This window comes from Janthinobacterium sp. TB1-E2, assembly GCF_036885605.1.
Classification (GTDB): Bacteria; Pseudomonadota; Gammaproteobacteria; order Burkholderiales; family Burkholderiaceae_D; genus Janthinobacterium; species Janthinobacterium aestuarii.
Genome location: NZ_CP142523.1, coordinates 804,835 through 826,686 on the forward strand (window position 1 = coordinate 804,835; position 21,852 = coordinate 826,686).

Here is a 21,852-nt window from a genome sequence, read left to right on the forward strand (position 1 = left end):
CGCTACACAGAAAGCACGATTCATTTTGCATGACACGACCCATTTGTTGGCTGCCGATTCCGATGTTTGCCCCACCTGCGGGCAAGTGATCCAGCCACCACCGGCCTACGGGTCCAGGACCAGCACGACGCGCAAGGTGGCGCTCGGCGTGTCCGTCTTGCTGCACGTGCTGCTGGCGGCGTATGTCCTGTTGCGCAGCGACACGATCGAAAAGATTCCGCCGCCGAAGAAGGAAAGCGCGATGGTCTACATCGCGCCGCTGAAAGACAAGCCGCAACCGAAGCCCACACCGAAACCGAAGGACACGAAAGTGGCCAAGGTGAAACCGCCGCCGGCCCCGAGCAAGCGCGTGGTGACAAAAGACGTGCCGCGCGACAAGCCGAAACTGGAAACCTACACGCCGCCGCTGGTGTCGAAAGTGCCGTTGCCGCCGCCGCCGGCTGAAGACATGAGCTCGATGATCGAGCAGCGCCGCAAGCAGCGCGAGGCGCAAAACCCCACGCCGCCGGCCGAGGAAAGCGAAAACGACCGCGCCATGCGCGTGGCCAAGGCGAATATCGCCGGTGCCCAGGGACGCAATTCCGGCAGCGACCGCGAGGATTCGGGCGGCGTGTTTTCCATCGTCAACCAGACCTCGTTCAGCGCGGAAGTCAAGTTCAAGGGCTGGAATGGCAACTTCAAGCGCAATTGGCTGAAGCAGGAAAAAGTCGAACTGGGCAATGAACCCGATATCGAATCGGCCATCATCAAGAAGATGATTCAGCTGATCCGTGCCGAAAAACCTGGTGATTTCGTGTGGGAATCGCGGCGCCTGGGGCGTAACGTCAACCTCAGCGCCAGGGTGGAAGACACGGCCGAGCTGACGGCGTTCCTGCGCCAGGAATTCTTTTCCGAGAAGCGCTCTGGGCCGGGACGGCGCTAGGCGCCAGGACGCGCTGCAATAAAAAAAGGCTGCGTCGTGTGAACGGGCAGCCTTTTTTACGCAGCGTTGATCTCGATCAAGCCGGTTTGTCGGTTCCCGCTTCCGGCTCGACGTCGTCTTCCATCTCGATCAGTTCGACCATCTGGGCCGCGCCGTCTTCGCTGATGCCGGCCAGTTCCATGATCTTGTCATTGGCTTCGTCGATGCCGACTCTTTTCAGAGCCGAGAACAGTTGCACAGTGAACGGGAAGCCAACGCCGTCTTCATCCACGTAGCTGTCGAGCTTGGCTTTCGCCTGGCGCAAGGCATTCACGGATTCGTTGCGGTTCAGCTTATCGACTTTCGTCAGGATGCAGTGGATCGGTTTGCCCGTCGGGGCGAACCATTCCAGCATCTGGATGTCCAGGTCGGTGAACGGGCGGCGCGAATCCATGATCAGGATCAAGCCGGCCAATTGTTCGCGGCGCTGCACGTAGTCGCCCAGCAGGCGCTGCCAGTGCAATTTGGCCGAGCCCGATACTTCCGCATAGCCGTAGCCCGGCAAGTCGACCAACAGGCATTCGATCTCTTCGACGATGGTGGCATCCTTGCGGTGCTGCGCCACATGGGCGCCGCCGATGGAGAAGTAGTTGATGTGCTGGGTACGGCCAGGTGTCTTGGAGGCGAACGCCAAGCCTTTCTGATTACACAAGATGTTGATGGCGGTCGATTTACCGGCATTGGAGCGGCCGGCAAAGGCGATTTCCGGCACCGTGGTATCGGGCAGGTCACGCAATTGGTTGACGGTCGTAAAGAAGCGGGCTTGCCAGAGTTTTGACATGGGAGTAGTAAAGCAACAAAAGGGAGCGATAAGGGAGCGATAACGCCAAGAAGCTATTGTACAATAAGGGGTTGTTTATTGTTGCCGGCGTAGCAGCGATGCGGCTTGCGGCCCTGAAAATAAAGCAAAAATCCACAGGGCGCGGCAATGTCCACCACTAATTTCTCACTGTCTCAGGGTGCCTGAATGAATCGTGCGTTTTCACCGTTGTTCAAATCCATGCTGCTCGCTTTGCTGGCTGTATCGGCAACTGCCTCTGCGGTCGAAGCACCGAAACCGGCCGTCAAGGCTGACGCTGCCAAGGGCGCTACCCTGTACGCCGATGGCGATGCGGCGCGCGGTCTGCCTGCCTGCGTCTCCTGCCATGGCGCGGCCGGCAATTCGACCATCACGGTCAATCCGAAGCTGGCCGGTCAGCACGAAAGCTATATCTACAAGCAATTGGTCGACTTCACGACGCCGCAGCGCAACCAGCCCGTCATGACGACGTACGCGAAGATGCTCAGCGACGCCGACAAGAAGAATATCGCTGCCTACCTGGGCACGCAGCTGTCCAAGCCGGGTGCCGCGAAAAACAAGGATACGATCGACCTGGGCAAGAAAATCTACCGTGGTGGCATTGCTTCCAAGCAAGTTGCAGCCTGCGCCAGCTGTCATGGCGCGATGGGCAATGGCATTCCCGTCCAGTATCCGCGCATCGCCGGCCAGCATCAGGATTACACGGTGGCCCAGTTGACGATGTTCCGCAGCACCAAGGCCGATGCCCGCAAGAACAGCGCGGAAATGCACACCATCGCCGCCCGCATGTCGGATGACGAGATCGCCGCCGTGGCCGATTATATCGCCGGCCTGAAGTAAGTTTTCATAGTGGCAAGAGATTGCCAGGCGCAGCAGCGCGCGTGAACAAGGGCGGCCGTCTCAACGGGCTGCCCTTTTTCATGGCAGGGGCCAAACAGGAGTATGCTGCCGCCTTGCGCGGAGAAACACTCTGCTCCATGCCTACATTTTCTTGAAGATTGCATATCCCGTATGAGTATCCACGTATGAGCACAGGCACGACCGGAATCGAGTTAAAGACCCAACGCCGCAGCCTGGCTGAATTCGTCGAGCTGGTCTCGTCGATGCGCTTTGCGATCAGCCTGCTGACCCTGATCGCCGTCGCATCGATCATTGGCACCGTGCTCAAGCAAAACGAGCCCATGCCCAATTATGTCAACCAGTTCGGTCCGTTCTGGTTCGCCGTTTTCGACAAGCTGAGCCTGTATTCCGTGTATTCGGCCTGGTGGTTCCTCGTCATCATGGGTTTCCTCGTCGCCTCGACCTCGCTGTGCATCGTGCGCAATGCGCCGAAGATGCTCAAGGACATGCGCAGCTGGCGCGAAACCGTGCGCGAGCAATCGTTGCGCAATTTCCACCACAAGCTGGAATGGCAGGCGCCGCTGCCACGCGCCGTGCTGGCGCAGCAGATGGTGATGCGCCTGAAAGACGCCGGCTATGCGGCCAAGGTGGTCGAGAAGGACAACGCCACCTTGGTCGCCGCCAAGCGGGGCGCGGCCAATAAATGGGGCTATATCTTTGCCCACGGCGCCATCGTCATCATCTGCGTGGGCGGCTTGCTCGACTCGGAAATGCCGATCCGTGTGCAACAGTGGTTCTTCGGCAAGACGCCATTTGCCGGCAGCGGCGTGATCGCCGACATTCCCGCCCAGCACCGTTTGAGCCTGTCGAATCCTACGTTCCGCGGCAACACCATGATTCCGGAAGGTTCGTCGAGCAACACGGCCATCATTCCTCAGGCCGATGGCGTGCTGATCCAGGATCTGCCCATCACCATCCTGCTGAAAAAATTCCATATCGATTTCTACAGCACGGGCATGCCGAAGCTGTTCGCCAGCGATGTCGTGGTGACCGATCATGAAACAGGGAAAAGCTTCCCAGCGACCATCAAAGTCAACCAGCCGCTGCTGTACAAGGGCCTGGCCCTGTACCAGTCCAGCTTTGAGGATGGCGGCAGCAAGCTCAAGTTGACGGGCTTTCCCATGACGGGCAAGACGACGAAACGCTTCGATATCGGCGGCGAAGTGGGCGGCAGCACGCCGCTCGAGCGCAGCGATGGCAATTCCTACACAGTGGAATGGTCGGGTTTCCGTCCGTTCAACGTGGAAAACCTCAGCGCGGGCCAGGATGTGGGCGCCGTCAGCAAGGCGGAAAGTTTCAACGAGAAGTTCTCGGTCGGCCTGGACAAGCGCCTCGGTTCAGCCGCGAAGAACGCGAACAACAAGGATCTCAAGAACGTCGGTCCTTCGGTGCAATACAAATTGCGCGACAAGACAGGCCAGGCGCGCGAGTACCAGAACTACATGCAGCCCGTCACGGTCGATGGCACGACGGTGTTCCTGGCCGGCATGCGCGTCAACCCCAGCGACCCGTTCAGCTATCTGCGCATTCCCGCCGATGACAATTACAGCGTGAACGAATGGATGCGCTTGCGTGCCGCGCTGCAAGATCCGGCGCTGCGCCAGCAGGCGGCCACGCGCTATGCGGCGCGCGCCATGCCGCAGGCGAACGCGGAAGCCTTGCGCGGCCAGTTGCAGGAATCGGCCGCGAAAAGCCTGGGTATCTTTGCCGGCAATGGGCAAGAGGGCGGTTTCCTCGCCATTTCGCGTTTCCTGGAGAAAATTCCTGCCGCCGAGCAAGAAAAAGCGGCCGATATCTTCATGAAAATCTTGAATGGCAGCCTGTGGGACTTGTGGCAGGCGGCGCGTGCCCAGGATGGCTTGAAAGCCATCGAGGCCGATGACAAGCATGGCCGCTTCCTGCAACTGGCGACGAATGCGCTGTCCGACAGCTTCTTCTATGGCGCGCCCGTGTATCTGCAACTCGACGACTTCACGGAAATCAAGGCATCCGTGCTGCAAGTGACGCGTTCGCCGGGCAAGAGCGTCGTCTACCTCGGTTGTCTGTTCCTCGTGATCGGCGTATTTTCCATGTTCTATATCCGCGAGCGCCGCCTGTGGGTGTGGATCAAGGATGGCGAGGGCGGCAGCGAGGCCTTGATGGCCATGAGCACGCAACGCAAGACCCTGGATTTTGAAAAAGAATTTGAGAACTTGAAGGCAAAGCTGCCGCAATCGGCGTAAGCTGCGCTGAGTTGGATTGGCTGAGTTTCGGGACGCTGCAGCGCCGCCGGGAATGGAGAAAATGATGGAATTGGCAAACAAGCAAATATATACGCAGGAACCAGGATTTTTCAAGCGCCTGAGCCTGATCGATTGGCTGTATGGCGCCGGCTTGCTGGCCGCCTCCCTGTTCGGCCTGATGCGTTTTGGCGCCTTCATGGATATCTATGAAAAAGCCATCCTGCTGGCCGCGGCGCCCACGTTCGCGTGGCTGGGGTGGTACTGGAAGCCCGTGCGCTGGCTGATCCCCGTGGCGGCCGTGCTGTCGCTGTTCGCCATCGAGCTGTATGCGGGCCACCTGGAGATGGCGAACCAGAAATTCTTCCTGAAATACATCTTGTCGAGCCAGTCCGCCATCCTGTGGATGGGCACGCTTTTCGTGCTGTCGACCCTGTTCTACTGGATCGGCCTGGTGGCGCGCTCGGAATTCGGCTCGTCCGTCGGTTCCCTGCTGTGCTGGGCCGGCGTCGTGCTGGGCCTGACGGGCATGCTGGTGCGCTGGTACGAGTCTTACCTGATCGGCGCCGACGTGGGCCACATCCCCGTATCGAACCTGTATGAAGTGTTCATCCTGTTTTCCCTGATCACGGCCATGTTCTACCTGTACTACGAGCAGCATTACGCGACGCGCCAGCTGGGCGCCTTCGTCATGCTGGTCATTTCGGCGGCCGTCGTGTTCCTGATGTGGTACACGGTCACGCGCGACGCGGCAGAAATCCAGCCGCTGGTGCCGGCCCTGCAAAGCTGGTGGATGAAGATCCACGTGCCGGCCAACTTCATCGGCTACGGCACCTTCGCCCTGTCGGCCATGGTGGCTGCGGCCTATCTGCTCAAGTCGAGCGGCTATCTGGTTGACCGTTTGCCGTCGTTGGAAGTGCTCGACGACGTCATGTACAAGGCTATTTCCGTCGGTTTCGCTTTCTTTACGGTAGCCACCATCCTGGGCGCCCTGTGGGCGGCCGAAGCATGGGGCGGCTACTGGTCGTGGGATCCGAAAGAAACGTGGGCGCTGATCGTCTGGCTCAATTATGCAGCCTGGCTGCACATGCGGTTGATGACGGGCTTGCGCGGCCGCGTCGCCTCGTGGTGGGCGCTTGTGGGCTTGCTGGTGACGACCTTCGCGTTCTTGGGCGTCAACATGTTCCTCTCTGGCCTGCATTCTTACGGCAAACTTTAATGACAGAAGCGTCATGAACGGCCCGGAAAAACTGGTGTAAGGTATATCCAATCACCTTTTTCCGGAGCCGCCATGTTGATCAAGCGCAGTCCCAACGGCATTGAGTTGCCGTATTCTTCCGAAATTACGCCGCGCGCCGTATTCGAATCGCGCCGCAGCTTCATCAAGCAAGTGGCGCTGGGCTCCGTGTCCAGCGCGGCCTTGCTGGAAATGGCCAGCCGCGAAGCGTTCGCGCAAGGCACCAATCCCAAGCTGGCTGCCAAGCTCAATCCCGCCTATTCGGCGCTGGACAAGCAGACGGCCTATAAAGATGCCACCAGTTACAACAATTTCTACGAATTCGGCACGGACAAGAGCGATCCGGCGCAAAACGCGGGCACCCTGCGCACGCGGCCGTGGACGGTCAGCATCGAAGGCGAAGTCAAGAAGCCGATGACCCTGGACCTCGACGCGCTGCTGAAGCTGGCGCCGCTGGAAGAGCGCGTCTACCGGCTGCGCTGCGTGGAAGGCTGGTCGATGGTGATCCCTTGGGTCGGTTACTCCTTCTCGGAAATCATCAAGAAGGTCGAGCCGACGGGCAATGCCAAATACGTGGAATTCATCACCCTGGCCGACAAGAAACAGATGCCGGGCGTGGGCAGCCGCGTGCTGCAGTGGCCCTATACGGAAGGCTTGCGCATCGATGAAGCGAACCATCCGCTGGCGCTGCTGACCTTGGGCATGTATGGCGAAACCTTGCCGAACCAGAACGGCGCGCCCGTGCGCATGGTCTTGCCGTGGAAATATGGTTTCAAGTCAGCCAAATCCATCGTCAAGATCCGTTTCGTCAAGGAACAGCCGCGCACGTCCTGGAACCTGTCGGCGCCGTCCGAATACGGGTTTTACTCGAACGTGAACCCCAACGTCGATCATCCGCGCTGGTCGCAAGCTTCCGAGCGGCGCATCGGCGAAGACGGTTTTCTCGCGCGCAAGCGCAAGACCCTGATGTTCAACGGCTACAACGATGTCGCTTCCCTGTACGCGGGCATGGATCTGAAGAAGTTCTTTTAAGGAAAGACCATGGCCCTCAATCCCACAGCCAGGCAGTTGTCGCTGCTGAAAAGCCTGATCTTTTTGCTGGCGCTGCTGCCGTTTGCACGCATGGTCTGGCTGACGTACACGGGGCAGCTGGTGGAGCCGCTGGAATTCATCACGCGCGGCACGGGCGACTGGACCCTGTATTTCCTGTGCATCAGCCTGGCGGTGACGCCCTTGCGCCGCTTCACGCAGTGGAATTGGCTGATCAAGCTGCGGCGCATGCTGGGCCTGTTCGCCTTTTTCTACGCGGCGCTGCACTTCACCACGTTTTTATGGTTCGATCACTTTTTCGATGTGCAGGAAATGTGGAAGGACGTGCTCAAGCGTCCGTTCATCACGGTAGGCTTTATCGCTTTCGTGCTGCTCATTCCGCTGGCCGTGACGAGCACGAACGGCATGGTCAAACGACTGGGTGGCAAGCGCTGGCAGTGGTTGCACCGGCTGATCTACATCATCGCGCCGCTGGGCATCTTGCACTTCTGGTGGATGAAGGCGGGCAAGAATAATTTCGCGCAACCGATCCTGTTCGGCAGCATCGTCGCGCTACTGCTGTTAATCCGCGTTTATTTCGCCTGGAGCAAGCGGGAGAAAAGCGCCAGGGCGGCCAAGGCTGCCACCCCGGCACGCTCGACCTAGGTTGCCGGCACGATCACCGGTGGCGGCGGCACGGGCGCCGGTTCGACGGAGCCTTTGGCTGGCGCGCCTTTGGCCGCGGGTGGCTTGGGCAGGTACAGGGGGCCGGTCTGGCCGCAGCCGGCCAGGACGCTAGAAACCACAATGGCGGTGCCGATATAAAACGCTGAGGATGACTTCACGATTAGAATCACGGTTTGATTAAGATCTTTGGAGTGTAGCATGAGCGAATCGGAATTCCTGGCCCTGGCCGAAGCCACCCTGACCCAGATCGAGGCGGCGCTGGACCGGCTGAACGATGAAGACGTGCTCGACGTCGAATGCAGCCGTAGCGGCAATGTGCTGGAAATCGAGTTCATCGATAACGGCACGAAAATCATCGTCAACAGCCAGGCCCCCATGCGCGAAATGTGGGTGGCCGCCCGTTCCGGCGGTTTCCACTACAAGCGCGTGGGCGACGAGTGGATCAACACGCGCGACAGCTCCGAACTGTTCGCGGCCCTGTCGGCCATGGCCAGCGAGCAGGCGGGCGCGCCGGTGGTCCTGAAGTAATTCTGACTGCCGTGGCAATAAAAAAAGGGCAGCCTTTGCAGGCTGCCCTTTTTGCATGATTACCGTTTAAAACAACTCGTTCTTCACGGCTTCTTTCGCTTTCTCTTCCTCCGGCGTGCCGCGCGCCGCGCCTTCAAGGCTGCCTACGCCCGTGCCCGGTGGATTTTCCGCATAGTAGTACTCGTCGCCCACGTGGATCAGGCCTTCCGGCACGGCGCGTTCCTCGACGGGAATGCTTTTCAGAGCTTTCGCCATGTAGCTGATCCAGATCGGCAAGGCCAGGCCGCCGCCCGTTTCGCGGTTGCCCAGGTTGCGCGGCTGGTCGTAGCCGATCCAGGCGATACCGACCAGCTTGGCCTGGTAGCCGGCAAACCACGCATCGATGGAATCGTTGGTCGTGCCCGTCTTGCCGGCCAGGTCGGGACGCTTCAGGGCCATGGCTTTATTGGCCGTGCCGAAGCGCACGACGTCGTTGAGCATGCTGTTCATCATGAAGGCATTGCGCTCGTCGATGACCCGGTTGGCTTCCTCGCCCGCCAGGTCCGGCTTGGCTTGCGACAAGACATTGCCATCGCTATCGGTGACCTTGGCGATCAGGTACGGGTTGACCTTGTAGCCGCCATTGGCGAACACGGCATAGGCGCCCGCCATCTGCAACGGCGTCACGTTGCCGGCGCCCAGGGCCAGGGTCAGGTATGGCGGGTTCTTGTCCGCGTCAAAGCCGAAGCGCGTCGCGTATTCCTGGCCATACTTGGCGCCGATCTTGTGCAGGATGCGGATGGAAATCATGTTTTTCGATTTCATCAAGCCCTTGCGCATGGTCATCGGGCCATCGTATTTGCTGTCGTAGTTCTTCGGTTCCCACGCCTGGCCGCCCGTCTGGCCCGCGTCGAACGAGATCGGCGCATCGTTGATGATGGTGGCCGGCGACAGGCCCCGCTCCAGCGAAGCGGAATAGATGAAGGGCTTGAAGGCCGAACCGGGCTGGCGCCACGCCTGCGTGACGTGGTTGAACTTGTTGCGGTTGTAATCGAAGCCGCCCACCATGGCGCGGATGGCACCGTCGGTGGTGCTGGCCGAGACGAACGCCGATTGCACTTCCGGCATCTGCGTCAAGACCCAGGCATTGCCTTCTTGCATGACGCGGATCACGGCGCCGCGCTTGATGCGGCGGTTCGGCGCCGCTTTTTCCGACAGCCAGGCCGCGCCGAAGGTCAGGCCGGGGCCGGTAATGGTGATTTCCTCGCCGGCCGAGGTGACTGCCTGCAGCGATTTTGGCGAGGCCTGCAGCACCATGGCGGCGATGATGTCGTCGCTGTCCGGGTGGTCGGCCAGTTCCGTTTCGATCGCATCATCCGCTTCGGCCTTGGTTTTCGGAATTTCGATATAGGCTTCCGGGCCGCGGTAGCCGTGGCGTTTCTCGTAATCCATCACACCCTTGCGCAAGGCGATGTAGGCGGCGTCCTGGTCGGCCTTGGTAATGGTGGTGTAGACGTTCAGGCCGCGCGTATAGGTGTCTTCCTTGAATTGCTCGTAGACGAGCTGGCGCGCCATTTCCGACACGTATTCTGCATGCACGCCAAAGGCGCTGCTGTCGGTTTTCACTTTCAGCTCTTCATTCTTGGCTTCCGTGTATTGCTCTGGCGTGATGTAGCCCAGCTGCGCCATGCGCTGCAGAATGTATTGCTGGCGCATGCGCGCGCGTTTCGGATTGACGACGGGGTTGTAGGCCGACGGCGCCTTCGGCAAGCCGGCCAGCATGGCCGCTTCGGCCACGGTCAGGTCCTGGATATTCTTGCCGAAATAGATTTGCGCGGCCGAGGCGAAGCCGTAGGCGCGCTGACCCAGATAAATCTGGTTCATATACACTTCGAGGATCTGGTCCTTGCTGAGGTTTTTCTCGATCTTCCAGGCCAGCAAGACTTCATACGCCTTGCGTTTCAAGGTCTGTTCGCTGGACAGGAAGAAATTGCGCGCCACCTGCTGCGTGATGGTCGAGGCGCCTTGCTTGGCGCCGCCCGTCAGGTTGTGCAGGGCCGCGCGCGTGATGCCCAGGTAATCGACGCCGCCATGTTCATAGAAGCGGTCATCTTCGATGGCCAGCACGGCTTTCTTCATGACATCGGGAATATCCTTGATGTGCACCATGTTGCGCCGCTCTTCGCCGAACTCGCCGATCAGCACGCTGTCGGAGGTGAAAATGCGCAGCGGCATTTTCGGCTTGTAATCGGTCAGGGTATCGAGCGCCGGCAGGTTCGGATACGCCATGGCCAGGCCGAATACCACCAGCAGCACGCCGACGACGCCCAGGCCCAGGAACGATACCAGGGCCATCAGCAAAAAGCGTTTGGGTTTGCTGCCCTTCTGGGGCGGTTTCGAGCCAGCGTTGCCAGCGGATTTTGAAGATGTCATGCGTGTCATGTCTTTCAGTAAATTTATGCCGGTCAATTATAAGCGAGCTTGCCGGGGTGGCAGCGCGCTGTGGCGCTTGCCGGGGGAGACAGTCGAAACTTGCCGATACTCTATATAAGCGTGTATTGGCCCGCTGGCAACCAGGATTTGGTAACAATTATCCTGCGCCAGATCACGGCCCTGCCAGATAGGCGCCGCGCGCCGCAGACTCCAGCGTGAAATCCATTTACAAGCCAGCGCTGCCGGGACTAGGCTTTCGGGTGGCAGGATTCCCTTCCACGCTGACTTTTCTCTATGAAAAACATGTCCATCAGCAGTTTTCTTGGCACCGGCTTGCTGGGCGTCGACATGGCGGACGATTCCGTGCGCGTGGTCGAGTTGAGGCGCCGGCGGGGGAAACTGTCGTGCCGGCATTACGGCAGTTCTGCGCTGGCCGCAGGAGTGATGTTTGAAGGCAATATCGAAGATCTGCAGGGCCTGGCCGATGCCGTGCGCCAGGCTTATCGCGACAGTGGCAGCGGCTGCACCCGCGTGGCGCTGGCCATGCCGGCCACGGCCCTGATCACGCATGCGATCCGCCTGCCTGCCGGATTGCCGGAGGAGCAGCTGGAAATCCTCGTGGAACTGGAAGCGGCGCAATACATGCCGTTTCCGCTGGAAGACGCCAGCCTGGATTTTGTCATGCTCGGCCCCGCGCCGCCGCTTGCCGGCCAGACCGGCAGCGAGATCGACGTGCTGCTGGTGGCGGCGCGGCGCGCCAGCGTGCAGCACCGTCTCGATGCGGCCAAGGCGGCCGGGTTGACGCCGGTCATCATGGATAGCGAGGCGCTGGCCTTGCAGGCGGCGCTCGCGCAGGGTGGCTGGCAAGCCTTGTCCGATGGTGGCGTGGCGTACCAGTTGGCCTGGGGGCTGGCCATGCACCGGTACGCCCGATGAAGACTGTGGCGAAAGTGCCGTGTATCAACCTTTTGCCATATCGCCAGGCGGCACGCCGCAAGCGCATTCAGTGGCTGCTGTGGCAACTGGCCGGCGGGGCGTTGCTGGGATTGCTGCTGGCTCTGGCGGCGGGCGCCTGGCTGCAGCAGCAGCTCGACGCGCAGCTGCGCCGGCAGGACGGTTGGCGCCATCGCATGCAGCAAGTCAATGCCGTCCTCGCCGCGGGCAAGCGGGTGCAGGGCGAGACGGCGGCGCTGCTGCTGCGCCAGCAGGCCATTGCCAGTCTGCAAGAGCAGCGCAATGCCTGGGTGCGCATGCTGGCGGCTCTGGCCCAGGCGATGCCGGCTGGCGTGGCCTTGCACAGTGTGCGTCAGGAAACGGCGATGGTGCGCCTGCAAGGGCAGGCCGTGTCGCAGGACAAGGTCGCGGCATTGCTGTTGGCGCTGGAGCAGGCCGCGCCCTGGTCCCGCCCGGAAGTGCTGGAGGTGCGCGGCGTGGCCGATGGCGCCGTGGAATGGACGATACGGCTGGCTTTGGCACCCGCTGGGCAATCTTAGTCGTGGAGGTTGATCATGCTGAGCTTGAAGACCGCGTCGCTGTGGCCGCTACCGGCGCGCCTCGCTTGCGCCGCCCTGGCCGGTACGCTGGTGGCCGCGCTGCTGCACGTCGTGTGGCTGGCTGGACTGATGGCCGCCGTGCAGGCGGCGCAAGGCGAGGAGGGCCGCTTGCGCACCGATTATCTGGCGGCGCAGGCCAGGGCGAAGCAGTTGCCGCAGTGGCGTGCAGAGCAGCGCCAGGCCGGCGCCGAACTGGCCCTGCTGGAACAGCAATTGCCGGATCAGCAAGCAATGGCGGCGCTGTTGACGGACATTAACGCCGCCGGCCAGGCGCGTGGATTGCAATTTTCACTGTTCAAGCCGGGTGTTGCCCGGCCGCAAGCGCCGTATGTCGCCTTGCCGATCGCCATACAGTTGCGCGGCGGCTATCACGCCATGGGCGCGCTGCTGGCGGACCTGGCGCGCCTGCCGCGCATCGTCACCGTGCATGCGCTGGCCCTGACCCTCGGCAAGGACCGCTTGCTGACCCTCGATGCCGTGCTGCAGGCGTATCGCTTGCCCGAAGCGGGGGAGCTGGCGGCGCAAGCGGTATTGGCACCCAAGGCGGGCGCGCCCGCAGCGATACCAACTTGGCGTCCGCTTGCCGCTGTCGCGCCGCATCCCTACGAGGCCGCCGCCCTGGCTGATCCTTTTAACGCCTTGCCGCCCGCGCCCAGTCAGCAGGGTGGCGTGGCGGGGCCGGACCCGCGGCGAATGCGCGAACCGCTGGAAAGCGTGGCCTTGCCGGCCATCAGCATGGTTGGCAGCGTGCAACAGGATGGGCGCCTGTGCGCATTGCTGCTGGCGGGCCAGCGCGTGTACCGGGTGGCGGTGGGGCAATATCTGGGACCGGACCACGGCCAGGTCACGCAAATCAGTGAACAGGCGCTGCAATACAAGGAGCTGCTGCAGGACGGGGGAGGCGGATGGCGCGAGCGGCGCGGCAGCCTGGCCTTGCAGGTGGCGGGGGCTGCTCCGAAGGCCAGCCTGCCCGAGGCGGCGCCATGAGGCCGCACCGCATGCTCCTGGCCGTGATGCTGTGCCTGCATGCCGGCGGCCTTGCCCAGGAAGCCGTGGTGCAAGTGACGGCGCCGCGCCTGTATGCGGGCGACAAAATCTCCGTCGATTTCCAGAACGTGGGCGTGCGCGCGGCCCTGCACATCCTGGCCGATGCGTCGGGGCAAAACATCATCGCCAGCGACAGCGTGGCGGGCAATGTGACCGTGCGCTTGCGCGACTTGCCGTGGGACCAGGCGCTCGACGTGCTGCTGCAGGCCAAGGGCCTGGACATGCGGCGCAACGGCAACGTGCTGTGGATCGCGCCGCGCGAGGAAATCCTTGCGCGCGAAAAGCTGGAACTGGAACAGCGCGCGCAGATCGCGGAACTTGAACCGTTGCAGTCAGCCATCTTCCAGCTCAATTACCAGAAGGCCGAAGCGTTCCGCACCGTGTTCGGCCTGGACGCGGGGGAAGGGCGCAGCCGGCTGCTGTCGCGCCGTGGCAGCGTGCTGATCGAGCCGCGCACGAATCAGCTGTTCGTTACCGACGTGCCGGCGCGCCTGGAACAGATCCGCCAGCTGATCGCCAAGACGGATATTGCAACGCGACAAGTGATGATCGAGGCGCGCATCGTCGAGGCGAACGACAGTTTCAGCCGCAACCTGGGCGCGCGCCTGGGTTTTACGGACCAGCGCCTGGCGGCAGGCCAGCTGCCAGGCTTTTCCCTGGGCGGCAGCGGACGCCGCGCGGCTGTCGGCGGCAGCTACCAGGGCGTGGGCGAGGCGACGGGGCAGACGGTGGCCGGCAGCGGCGCCTTCGTGCCGAACACGCAATTCGTCAACTTGCCGGCCGCCAGCATCAATGGCTTGCAGCCGGCCAGCTTCGCCCTGAGCCTGTTTTCGGCGGCCGCCAACCGCTTCCTGAACCTGGAATTGTCCGCGCTGGAAGCGGACGGCCGGGGCAAGATCATTTCCAGCCCCCGCGTGGTGACGGCCGACAAGGTGCTGGCGCTGATCGAGCAGGGCATTGAGCTGCCGTACCAGGTGGCCACCAGCAGCGGCGCCACGTCGATCACGTTCCGCAAGGCGAATTTGCGCCTGGAAGTGACGCCACAGATCACGCCGGATGGCAACGTGGTGCTGGAAGTGGACGTCAACAAGGATAGCGTGGGCCAGGAAACCCGTTCCGGCTTCGCCATCGACACCAAGCATGTGCGCACGCAAGTGATGGTGGAAGACGGCGGCACGGTGGTGCTGGGCGGTATTTATCAGCAATCCGAACGGGGCACGGACAGCAAGGTGCCGATTCTTGGCGACATTCCCGTACTCGGTGTTTTTTTCCGCAGCACGGGCCGCAGTCAAGAAAAAACGGAACTAATGGTGTTTATTACGCCGAAAATAGTGGCAGATCAGCCAGCAACACGTTAATGTCACATCTTTACGTTTAAGTAACAATGCAAACGAAAGCGGACTGATGGCGACTATGCGGAATGTATCTTGGGGCAACACTTATTGGAGTCGGGTATCGAATTGGCTGATCTTGCTGGCGCTGGGCGCCTTGCTGGCCGCGTGTGGCGGCGGTGGCGGCGACCCGACGCTGGGTGTCAAGGATGGCGCGAATGCCGGTGTCGGCAGCGTGGTACTGGTGGCTGGCGCAACAACGATTGTGGCATCGGGCGCGGACGGTACGGAAGTCGTGCTGACGGCAGTGGTGAAAAATCCCGGCAATAATGCCATGACTGGCCAGACGGTGACCTTCACCGCCAGTTCCGGCACCATCAGCAACACCAACCGCGTGACAGATGCCAATGGCACGGTGACGGAAAAACTCAGCGTGAAGGGCGATGCGAGTTTGCGCGACATTACCATCAAGGCCAGCAGCGGCGGCGTCGAGTCGGCCCCCGTGGTGGTAAAAGTGGTGCCCGTCACCTCGGGTATTGCCAGCTTGCTGCTGACCTCTTCCGGCGGCACCCTGGCGTCGTCGGGCGGTACCGCCGTCAACATGATCGCCTTTGTCAAAGACGCCAACAATGCCGTCGTGCCCAATGCCAGCGTGACATTCAGTGCCGATTCGGGCGCGCTGGGTGCGACAAAGGTCAATACCAATGCGCAGGGACAGGCGCTAGTCAGCCTGAATACGGGGGGCGACGCCAGCTTGCGCACGATCAAGGTCACGGCCAGCGCAGGCGCGCAGACGGCCAGCACGGACATCGGCGTCAGCGGCACCCGGCTGGTCATCAGTGCCTTTTCGACAGTGAACCTGAAGACGAGCACCGACATGGTGGTCAAGCTGGTCGATTCGAGCGGCAATCCCCTCGTTGGCAAACCGGTGACATTCAGCGCCCGCAGCAATGCCATCACGGTCAAGGGCGGCGGCGCCAGTCCCGCGCTGACGGACAACAACGGCCAGCTGGTGTTGAGCTACAACGCCCAGGCGGGCAGCAGCGACAGCATCAGCGTCAAGGCGCAGGGTGACAGCGTCGTCTTGCCAATTGCAATCAATGCATCGAACTTCACAATCAATGCCGTGTCGGGCGGCAATGTTGCCTTGACCACCCTGAACACGAACACCTGCTATGCGGTGACGGTGCATAGCGATGTGGCTGGCGTGCCACAAACGGGCAATGTGCGTTTCAGCACGTCGCGCGGCGCCATCTACCAGGACGCCGCCTGCGGCACGCCATTGCAGGCGCCGCTGGCGCTGGTGGGCGGCAATGCCATCGCTTACGTACAGGCCAGCGGCGCCGGCCTGACCGCCCTCACGGCGAAGTACGAAGACAGCGGCGCCTCGGTACAGTCGGAAGTGGAGTTCGTTGCGCCACTGACGGCCCAGGCCACGATCAGCCTGCAAGCCGACCCGGCGGTCATCGGCGCCAATACGGCCGGCAGCACGGCGCAGCGCAGCGCCTTGCGCGCCATCGTGCACGATGGCACGGCGGAAAACAACCTGGTCAAGAACGCACAGGTGAGCTTCTCGATCCAGACCGACGCCAGCAATGGTTCCCTGAGTTCGCCTTCGCTGGTCTCCACCGACAGCGATGGTGTGGCCACGGTCAGCTACATCGCGGGGCAGGGCACCACCGGTGTCGATGGCGTCGTTGTCAAAGCGCAACTGCAGGGTGTGTCGAGCAATGCGGCCACGGTCAAGCTGACGGTGACGAAAAAATCGCTGTTCATCAGCGCCGGCAGCGGCAACGCGCTGGACGCTTCCGACAGCAGCACCTACCGCAAGACGTATAGCGTGTTTGTGACGGACGCCGCCGGCAACCCCGTGCCGGACGTGATCATCACGGCAGCCGCCTGGCCACGCTATTATTACAAGGGTTATCTGCAATACTCCCAGGCTGCCCAGTCGTGGGTGGTGGCAGCCGCGTTGAAGTGCGACAATGAAGACCGGGACCGCAGCGGCACCTTCAATCCGAATAACGACCTCAATCTGAATGGCCGTCTGGACCCGGGCATTCCGCTCAATCTGTCGACCGGCGGCAAGACCGACAGCTCGGGAACGGCGCTCGTCACCCTGACTTATCCGCGTGACAGGGCCCACTGGCTGGACGTCGAATTGACGATTCGCGGCAATAGTTCCGGGACGGAGGCAACTTATGTCGGTTACACTTTGCTTCCGGGGCTGGCCACGGACTTTAACCGCGTGGATATTTCACCGCCAGGCGTAATTAGTCCGTATGGGCAAGCCACTGATTGTCGCAATCCAAATTAACTGTCGCAGCACATGCAAAATCTGTTTTTAGTAGGCCTCATGGGCGCAGGCAAAACCACGATCGGGCGCATCCTGGCCCGCAAGCTGGGCTTGCGCTTTGTCGATTCCGACCACGAAATCGAAGCACGCACGGGAGCGACCATCCCGTGGATCTTTGAAATCGAGGGCGAGGCCAGCTTTCGCCGGCGCGAGGCCGAGGTCATCCGCGACCTGAGCGCCCAGGAAGGCATCGTCATGGCCACCGGCGGCGGGGCCATCCTCAACGCCGACAGCCGCGCCTACCTGAAGGAACGGGGCACGGTCGTCTACCTGCGCGCCAGCGTCAGCAACATCCTCGCGCGCACCAGCCACGACAAGAACCGTCCCCTGCTGCAGACGGCCGACCCGCGCCGGAAGCTCGAAGAATTGACGGCGCAGCGCGAGCCCCATTACATGGAAGTGGCCGACATTGTGATCGACACGGGCCGTCCTAACGTACAATCGATGGTTCAGACCATCCTGATGCAGCTGGCCAGCCTCGAATGCGAGGCCTCGCCCAACTGCGTCATTCATGCAGAGCCTTCGATGAACGAGCAATCCAAAATGTTGTTGAGCGTAGACCTCGACGAACGCAGTTATCCGATCGCCATCGGTCCTGGCCTGCTGGCCGACGCCGACGCGCTGCTGCGCCATATCAGCGGCCACAAGGTGGCCATCGTCACCAATACCACCGTCGCGCCGCTGTACCTGGGCCGCCTGCAGGCGGCGCTGGCCAGCGATGGCCGCGAAGTGATCAGCATCGTCCTGCCGGACGGCGAAGAATATAAAAACTGGGCCAGCCTGATGCAGATCTTCGACGCGCTGCTGGCCAATAAATGCGACCGCAAGACCACCCTGGTGGCGCTGGGCGGCGGCGTGATCGGCGACCTGACCGGCTATGCGGCAGCGAGCTACATGCGCGGCATCGGCTTCGTGCAGGTGCCTACCACCCTGCTGGCGCAGGTTGATTCCTCCGTCGGCGGCAAGACGGGCATCAACCACCCGCTGGGCAAGAACATGATCGGCGCCTTCTACCAGCCGCGCGCCGTGATCGCCGATACCTCGACCCTGGAAACCCTGCCGGCGCGCGAGCTGTCGGCGGGCCTGGCCGAAGTGATCAAGCATGGCGCCATCATCGACGCCGCGTTTTTCGACTGGATCGAGGCGAACATGGCCAAGCTGATGGCGCGCGACAAGGGCGCCTTGGCCTACGCGATCGCCCGCTCGTGCGAAATCAAGGCCGACGTGGTGCGCCAGGACGAACGCGAAGGCGGCTTGCGCGCCATCCTGAACTTCGGCCACACCTTCGGCCACGCCATCGAGGCGGGCCTGGGCTACGGCCATTGGCTGCACGGCGAAGCCGTCGGCTGCGGCATGGTGATGGCGGCCGACCTGTCGTGCCGCATGGGCTATATCGACCAGGCTGCCGTCGAGCGTGTGCGCAAACTCGTCGCCGCCGCCGGCTTGCCGGTCAAGGCGCCGGACCTCGGCGTCGAGCGCTGGCTGGAATTGATGGAGGTCGACAAGAAGAACGAGGGCGGCGCCATCAAGTTCATCCTCTTGCAACCGCTGGGCAGCCCGAACATCACGTCCGCGCCCCACGAACTGGTGCTGGCCACCCTGGCCGCCGGAGTGCAATAACGTGCTGCCGGAAGACTTCCTTGCCCCTTATGCGGCCCACTCGGCACAGGGCCAGGGACGTCGTTTTGCCGAGGCGCCGCACGCCTCGCGCAGCCAGTTCCAGCGCGACCGCGACCGCATCATCCACTCCTCGGCCTTCCGCCGCCTCGAATACAAGACGCAGGTCTTCCTCAACCACGAGGGAGACCTGTTCCGCACGCGCCTGACGCACAGCCTGGAAGTGGCGCAGGTCGGGCGCTCGATCGCGCGCAACCTGCGCCTCAATGAAGACCTGGTGGAAGCCATCGCGCTCGCGCATGACCTGGGCCACACGCCGTTCGGCCACGTGGGCCAGGACGTGCTCAATGAATGCATGCAGGAGCATGGCGGCTTCGAGCACAACCTGCAAAGCCTGCGCGTGGTCGACACGCTGGAAGAGCACTACGGCGCCTTCGATGGCTTGAACCTGATGTTCGAGACGCGCGAAGGCATCCTGAAACACTGCTCGCTGACGCATGCGCGCGAACTGGGTCCGGTGGCGCAGCGCTTCATCGACCGCACGCAACCGACCCTGGAAGCGCAGCTGACCAACCTGGCCGATGAAATCGCCTACAACAGCCACGATATCGACGACGGTCTGCGCTCCGGCCTGATCACCATCGCCCAGCTGGAAGAGGTGGAATTCTTCGGCCGCCTGTGGCGCGACGTGCAGCAGGCGTTCCCCGGTCTGTCGGGCCGGCGCGCCATCTATGAAACCCTGCGCCGCCTGATCACGGCCCTGGCCGACGATCTGATCGTCACCTCGACCGGCCTGATTGCCGATGCCGCGCCGCGTGATGTGAACGAAGTGCGCGCCAGTGCCCCGCTGATCCGTTTTTCGGACGCCATGCGCAAGGACGCGACGGACCTGAAACGCTTTTTACGGGCGAACCTGTATCGCCACTATCAGGTCAACCGCATGCGCGTAAAGGCCAGCCGCATCGTGCGCGAACTGTACGACAGCTTCATGGCCGAACCGGCCCTGCTGCCGCCCGACTACCAGCTCAAGGATGGCGACGTCACGCAGCAGGCGCGCAAGATCGCCGACTACATCGCCGGCATGACGGACCGCTACGCGATCCGCGAGCATCGCAGGCTGTATTCGCTCGACGAGTTGTAACCGTCATTTTGGGGTCAGACCCGCCGGGTCTGACCCCAGCATTTGCCGTTGGGTTATAAGCGCGTACACCCATCCGACATCCTCTGTCAATTGGCATGATCATCTAGGTCCCCGCACTATCACCCCAATACCCCCGCAGTATCTTCTTTTCTATCATGGCAGCAAGTCAACAAGGGCTTGCCGCCCATAGTCAAGGAGAGTGTCATGATTGAATCGCGCCGCAGTTTCTTGCGCGCCTTGCCAGCCGTAACCATCGGGGCGGCCATCGCGCCGCTGCCGAGCAAGGCGGCCACCAAGGGCGAAGGTGGCCAGCGCTGGGCGATGGTGGTCGATGTGCAGAAGTGCATCGGCTGCCAGGCTTGCACGGTCTCCTGCATCATGGAAAACGCCGTACCGGAAAACAGCTTCCGCACCGTCGTCTCCACCTATGAAGTCAAGGAAGAGAACCGTTGTGGTACCTACATGCTGCCGCGCCTGTGCAACCACTGCGCCAATCCCCCCTGCATTCCCGTCTGTCCCGTGGGCGCCACCTTCCAGCGCAAGGATGGCGTCGTCGTCGTCGATGGCGACCGCTGCGTGGGCTGCGCCTACTGCGTGCAAGCGTGTCCGTACGACGCGCGCTTCATCAACCACGAAACGGGCAAGGCTGACAAATGCACGTTCTGCGCGCACCGCGTCGACGAAGGTTTGCTGCCGGCCTGCGTGGAAACCTGCGTGGGCGGCGCGCGCATCTTCGGCGACCTCAATGACCCGGAAAGCCTGGTGCACCAGCTGCTCACCGAGAACAAGGTGAAGGTACTGAAACCCGAGCAGGGCACCCAGCCCCACGTATTTTATTTGGGACTGGACACGCGCTTCGCCGGCCACGTCGAAGGCGAAGCGACTCTTTGGCAACCGAGCAAACACGGGAAATAAACCATGGACAGCCACATCACCGAAATTGTCAACGTCACGCGCGAAGCGGCATGGCTGCCGTGGGCGGTGCAGTATTTTTTCCTCATCGGCCTCAGTTACGGCAGCTTCATGCTGACCTTGCCGTACTTCGTCTTCGGCCGCAAGGCGTATGAACGCCTGGGGCGCATCGCGCTGCTGGCGTCCCTCGTGTGCGGCATGACGGCGCCCGTGGCGCTGCTGGCCGACCTGCACGGGCCGGGCCGCTTCTACCATTTCTATATCTACTTCCAGCCGCAGTCGTGGATGTCGTGGGGCTCGTTCTTTATCCCCCTGTATCTGGGTTGTCTGATGCTGTACGCGTGGCTGGCGCTGCGCGTGGACTTCGCCACGCGGGGGCAGGGCCAGGACCGTCTGGCCTTTGCCTATCGCCTGCTGGGGCGTGGTGGCGCCGCTTCTCTGCGCGCCATCCGCATCGCCGCCGTTTGCACCTTGCTGGCCGCCTTCGTGGTGGGCCTGTACACGGGGATGGAAGTGATGGTGGTGCGTGCCCGTCCGCTGTGGTTCACGCCCTTCCTGCCGGCGCAATTTGCGGCCACGGCCTTTGTTGGCGCCGTGGGCCTGGCGCTGCTGTTCAACCGCTTCCTGCCGGGCCGCGAGCAGGCGCTGGAAGTATCGCTGAACCGCGCGCTGGCCCTGTCGCTGGCGCTGGTGCTGGCCCTGGGCGGCGGCTGGCTGTTCGTGAGTCTCTCTGGCGTGAGCGCCAGCCACAGCATGGCGTTCACCCAGGTGGCCGGCATGCCGCAATGGCAGTTCACGGCTGTCTGGGCCGTGCTGTCGGCCATCGTGCCGATGGCCCTGGCCATCTGGCGCCCCGCCACGAGTGGCCTGGTCAACGGCCTGATCGCGCTGCATAGCGCCTGGATGATGCGCTGGACGATCTTCATCGGCGGCCAGACGATCCCGAAAACGGGCGCGGGCCTGTACGACTACCACCTGCCGATGGGGAACGATGGCTTGATGGGGCTTATCGGCACGGCCGGCCTGTGGATCGCGCTGCTGTTGCTGATGCTGGAATTTTTGCCATGGGCCGGACGCATGCTGCGCAACCGTCCCGCCATGGCCATGCACTGAGGAGTTAGAA

The 21,852-nt window shown here is 62.2% G+C and carries 18 protein-coding genes and 1 pseudogene; 16 read left to right on the plus strand and 3 right to left on the minus strand.

All coding sequences use genetic code 11. The features are described 5' to 3' along the window. Nucleotides 1-25: 25 nt before the first annotated feature. Nucleotides 26-922: a hypothetical protein gene (locus tag OPV09_RS03610; protein WP_338680569.1), complete on the plus strand. Its 897-nt coding sequence runs from the start codon at nt 26-28 to the stop codon at nt 920-922. 76 nt (nt 923-998) lie between these two features. On the opposite strand, the gene yihA is transcribed toward OPV09_RS03610, so the two are convergent. Continuing rightward, nucleotides 999-1,742, minus strand: a complete 744-nt coding sequence (gene yihA / locus OPV09_RS03615; RefSeq protein WP_034753234.1) for a ribosome biogenesis GTP-binding protein YihA/YsxC — start codon at nt 1,740-1,742, stop codon at nt 999-1,001. A 186-nt stretch (nt 1,743-1,928) separates the two neighbouring features. On the opposite strand from yihA, the gene OPV09_RS03620 reads away from it, so the two are divergent. The 5 genes from OPV09_RS03620 to OPV09_RS03640 all read left to right on the plus strand — a co-directional run bounded on the left by OPV09_RS03620 (nt 1,929) and on the right by OPV09_RS03640 (nt 7,811). After that, nucleotides 1,929-2,600: a c-type cytochrome gene (locus tag OPV09_RS03620; RefSeq protein WP_338680570.1), complete on the plus strand. Its 672-nt coding sequence runs from the start codon at nt 1,929-1,931 to the stop codon at nt 2,598-2,600. A 185-nt stretch (nt 2,601-2,785) separates the two neighbouring features. Then, nucleotides 2,786-4,882 carry a cytochrome c biogenesis protein ResB gene (locus tag OPV09_RS03625; RefSeq protein ID WP_338680571.1) on the plus strand — a complete coding sequence of 699 codons (2,097 nt, stop codon included), beginning with the start codon at nt 2,786-2,788 and terminating at the stop codon, nt 4,880-4,882. 64 nt (nt 4,883-4,946) lie between these two features. Beyond that, complete coding sequence (gene ccsB, locus OPV09_RS03630; RefSeq protein ID WP_034753239.1) at nt 4,947-6,098, plus strand: c-type cytochrome biogenesis protein CcsB; 1,152 nt, start codon at nt 4,947-4,949, stop codon at nt 6,096-6,098. Between the two features lie 72 nt (nt 6,099-6,170). Then, nucleotides 6,171-7,148 carry a protein-methionine-sulfoxide reductase catalytic subunit MsrP gene (gene msrP / locus OPV09_RS03635; RefSeq protein ID WP_034753241.1) on the plus strand — a complete coding sequence of 326 codons (978 nt, stop codon included), beginning with the start codon at nt 6,171-6,173 and terminating at the stop codon, nt 7,146-7,148. 9 nt (nt 7,149-7,157) lie between these two features. After that, nucleotides 7,158-7,811 carry a protein-methionine-sulfoxide reductase heme-binding subunit MsrQ gene (locus tag OPV09_RS03640; RefSeq protein WP_338680573.1) on the plus strand — a complete coding sequence of 218 codons (654 nt, stop codon included), beginning with the start codon at nt 7,158-7,160 and terminating at the stop codon, nt 7,809-7,811. Here the strand turns inward: OPV09_RS03640 and lptM are convergent. After that, nucleotides 7,808-7,990, minus strand: coding sequence for an LPS translocon maturation chaperone LptM (gene lptM / locus OPV09_RS03645; RefSeq protein WP_338680574.1), 183 nt, complete (start codon nt 7,988-7,990; stop codon nt 7,808-7,810). The two genes, OPV09_RS03640 and lptM, sit on opposite strands and share 4 nt — an antisense overlap. 40 nt (nt 7,991-8,030) lie before the next feature. Between lptM and cyaY the strand changes: the two genes are divergently transcribed. Continuing rightward, entirely contained in the window at nt 8,031-8,360 is a 330-nt protein-coding gene (cyaY, locus tag OPV09_RS03650; RefSeq protein ID WP_034753246.1) for an iron donor protein CyaY, read from the plus strand. Nucleotides 8,361-8,426: 66 nt separating this feature from the next. Here cyaY and OPV09_RS03655 read toward each other — a convergent pair whose 3' ends face one another. Then, nucleotides 8,427-10,772: a penicillin-binding protein 1A gene (locus OPV09_RS03655; protein ID WP_034753639.1), complete on the minus strand. Its 2,346-nt coding sequence runs from the start codon at nt 10,770-10,772 to the stop codon at nt 8,427-8,429. 303 nt (nt 10,773-11,075) lie between these two features. On the opposite strand from OPV09_RS03655, the gene pilM reads away from it, so the two are divergent. The 9 genes and pseudogenes from pilM (at nt 11,076) to nrfD (ending at nt 21,842) form a co-directional block, all read left to right on the plus strand. Then, nucleotides 11,076-11,708, plus strand: a complete 633-nt coding sequence (gene pilM, locus OPV09_RS03660; protein WP_338680575.1) for a pilus assembly protein PilM — start codon at nt 11,076-11,078, stop codon at nt 11,706-11,708. Next, nucleotides 11,705-12,265 (plus strand): PilN domain-containing protein, encoded by a 561-nt coding sequence (locus OPV09_RS03665; RefSeq protein ID WP_319992145.1) that lies wholly within the window; start codon nt 11,705-11,707, stop codon nt 12,263-12,265. Before pilM ends, OPV09_RS03665 begins: the two co-directional genes overlap by 4 nt. A gap of 15 nt (nt 12,266-12,280) precedes the next feature. Next, nucleotides 12,281-13,312: a pilus assembly protein PilP gene (locus OPV09_RS03670; RefSeq protein ID WP_338680576.1), complete on the plus strand. Its 1,032-nt coding sequence runs from the start codon at nt 12,281-12,283 to the stop codon at nt 13,310-13,312. Nucleotides 13,313-13,404: 92 nt separating this feature from the next. After that, nucleotides 13,405-14,730: pseudogene (locus OPV09_RS03675) on the plus strand (type IV pilus secretin PilQ); the annotation flags it as partial. A gap of 55 nt (nt 14,731-14,785) precedes the next feature. Then, the gene (locus OPV09_RS03680) at nt 14,786-17,020 is read left to right on the plus strand and encodes an Ig-like domain-containing protein (RefSeq protein WP_338680577.1); all 2,235 of its coding nucleotides are present in this window, start codon (nt 14,786-14,788) and stop codon (nt 17,018-17,020) included. A 39-nt stretch (nt 17,021-17,059) separates the two neighbouring features. Next, nucleotides 17,060-18,679, plus strand: a complete 1,620-nt coding sequence (aroKB, locus tag OPV09_RS03685; protein WP_166446223.1) for a bifunctional shikimate kinase/3-dehydroquinate synthase AroKB — start codon at nt 17,060-17,062, stop codon at nt 18,677-18,679. 1 nt (nt 18,680) lies between these two features. After that, complete coding sequence (locus OPV09_RS03690) at nt 18,681-19,817, plus strand: deoxyguanosinetriphosphate triphosphohydrolase (RefSeq protein WP_070305297.1); 1,137 nt, start codon at nt 18,681-18,683, stop codon at nt 19,815-19,817. A 204-nt stretch (nt 19,818-20,021) separates the two neighbouring features. After that, nucleotides 20,022-20,732 (plus strand): sulfate reduction electron transfer complex DsrMKJOP subunit DsrO, encoded by a 711-nt coding sequence (dsrO, locus tag OPV09_RS03695; RefSeq protein ID WP_051991383.1) that lies wholly within the window; start codon nt 20,022-20,024, stop codon nt 20,730-20,732. A 3-nt stretch (nt 20,733-20,735) separates the two neighbouring features. Further along, nucleotides 20,736-21,842 (plus strand): NrfD/PsrC family molybdoenzyme membrane anchor subunit, encoded by a 1,107-nt coding sequence (gene nrfD, locus OPV09_RS03700; RefSeq protein WP_338680580.1) that lies wholly within the window; start codon nt 20,736-20,738, stop codon nt 21,840-21,842. The last annotated feature ends 10 nt before the right edge of the window (nt 21,843-21,852 follow it).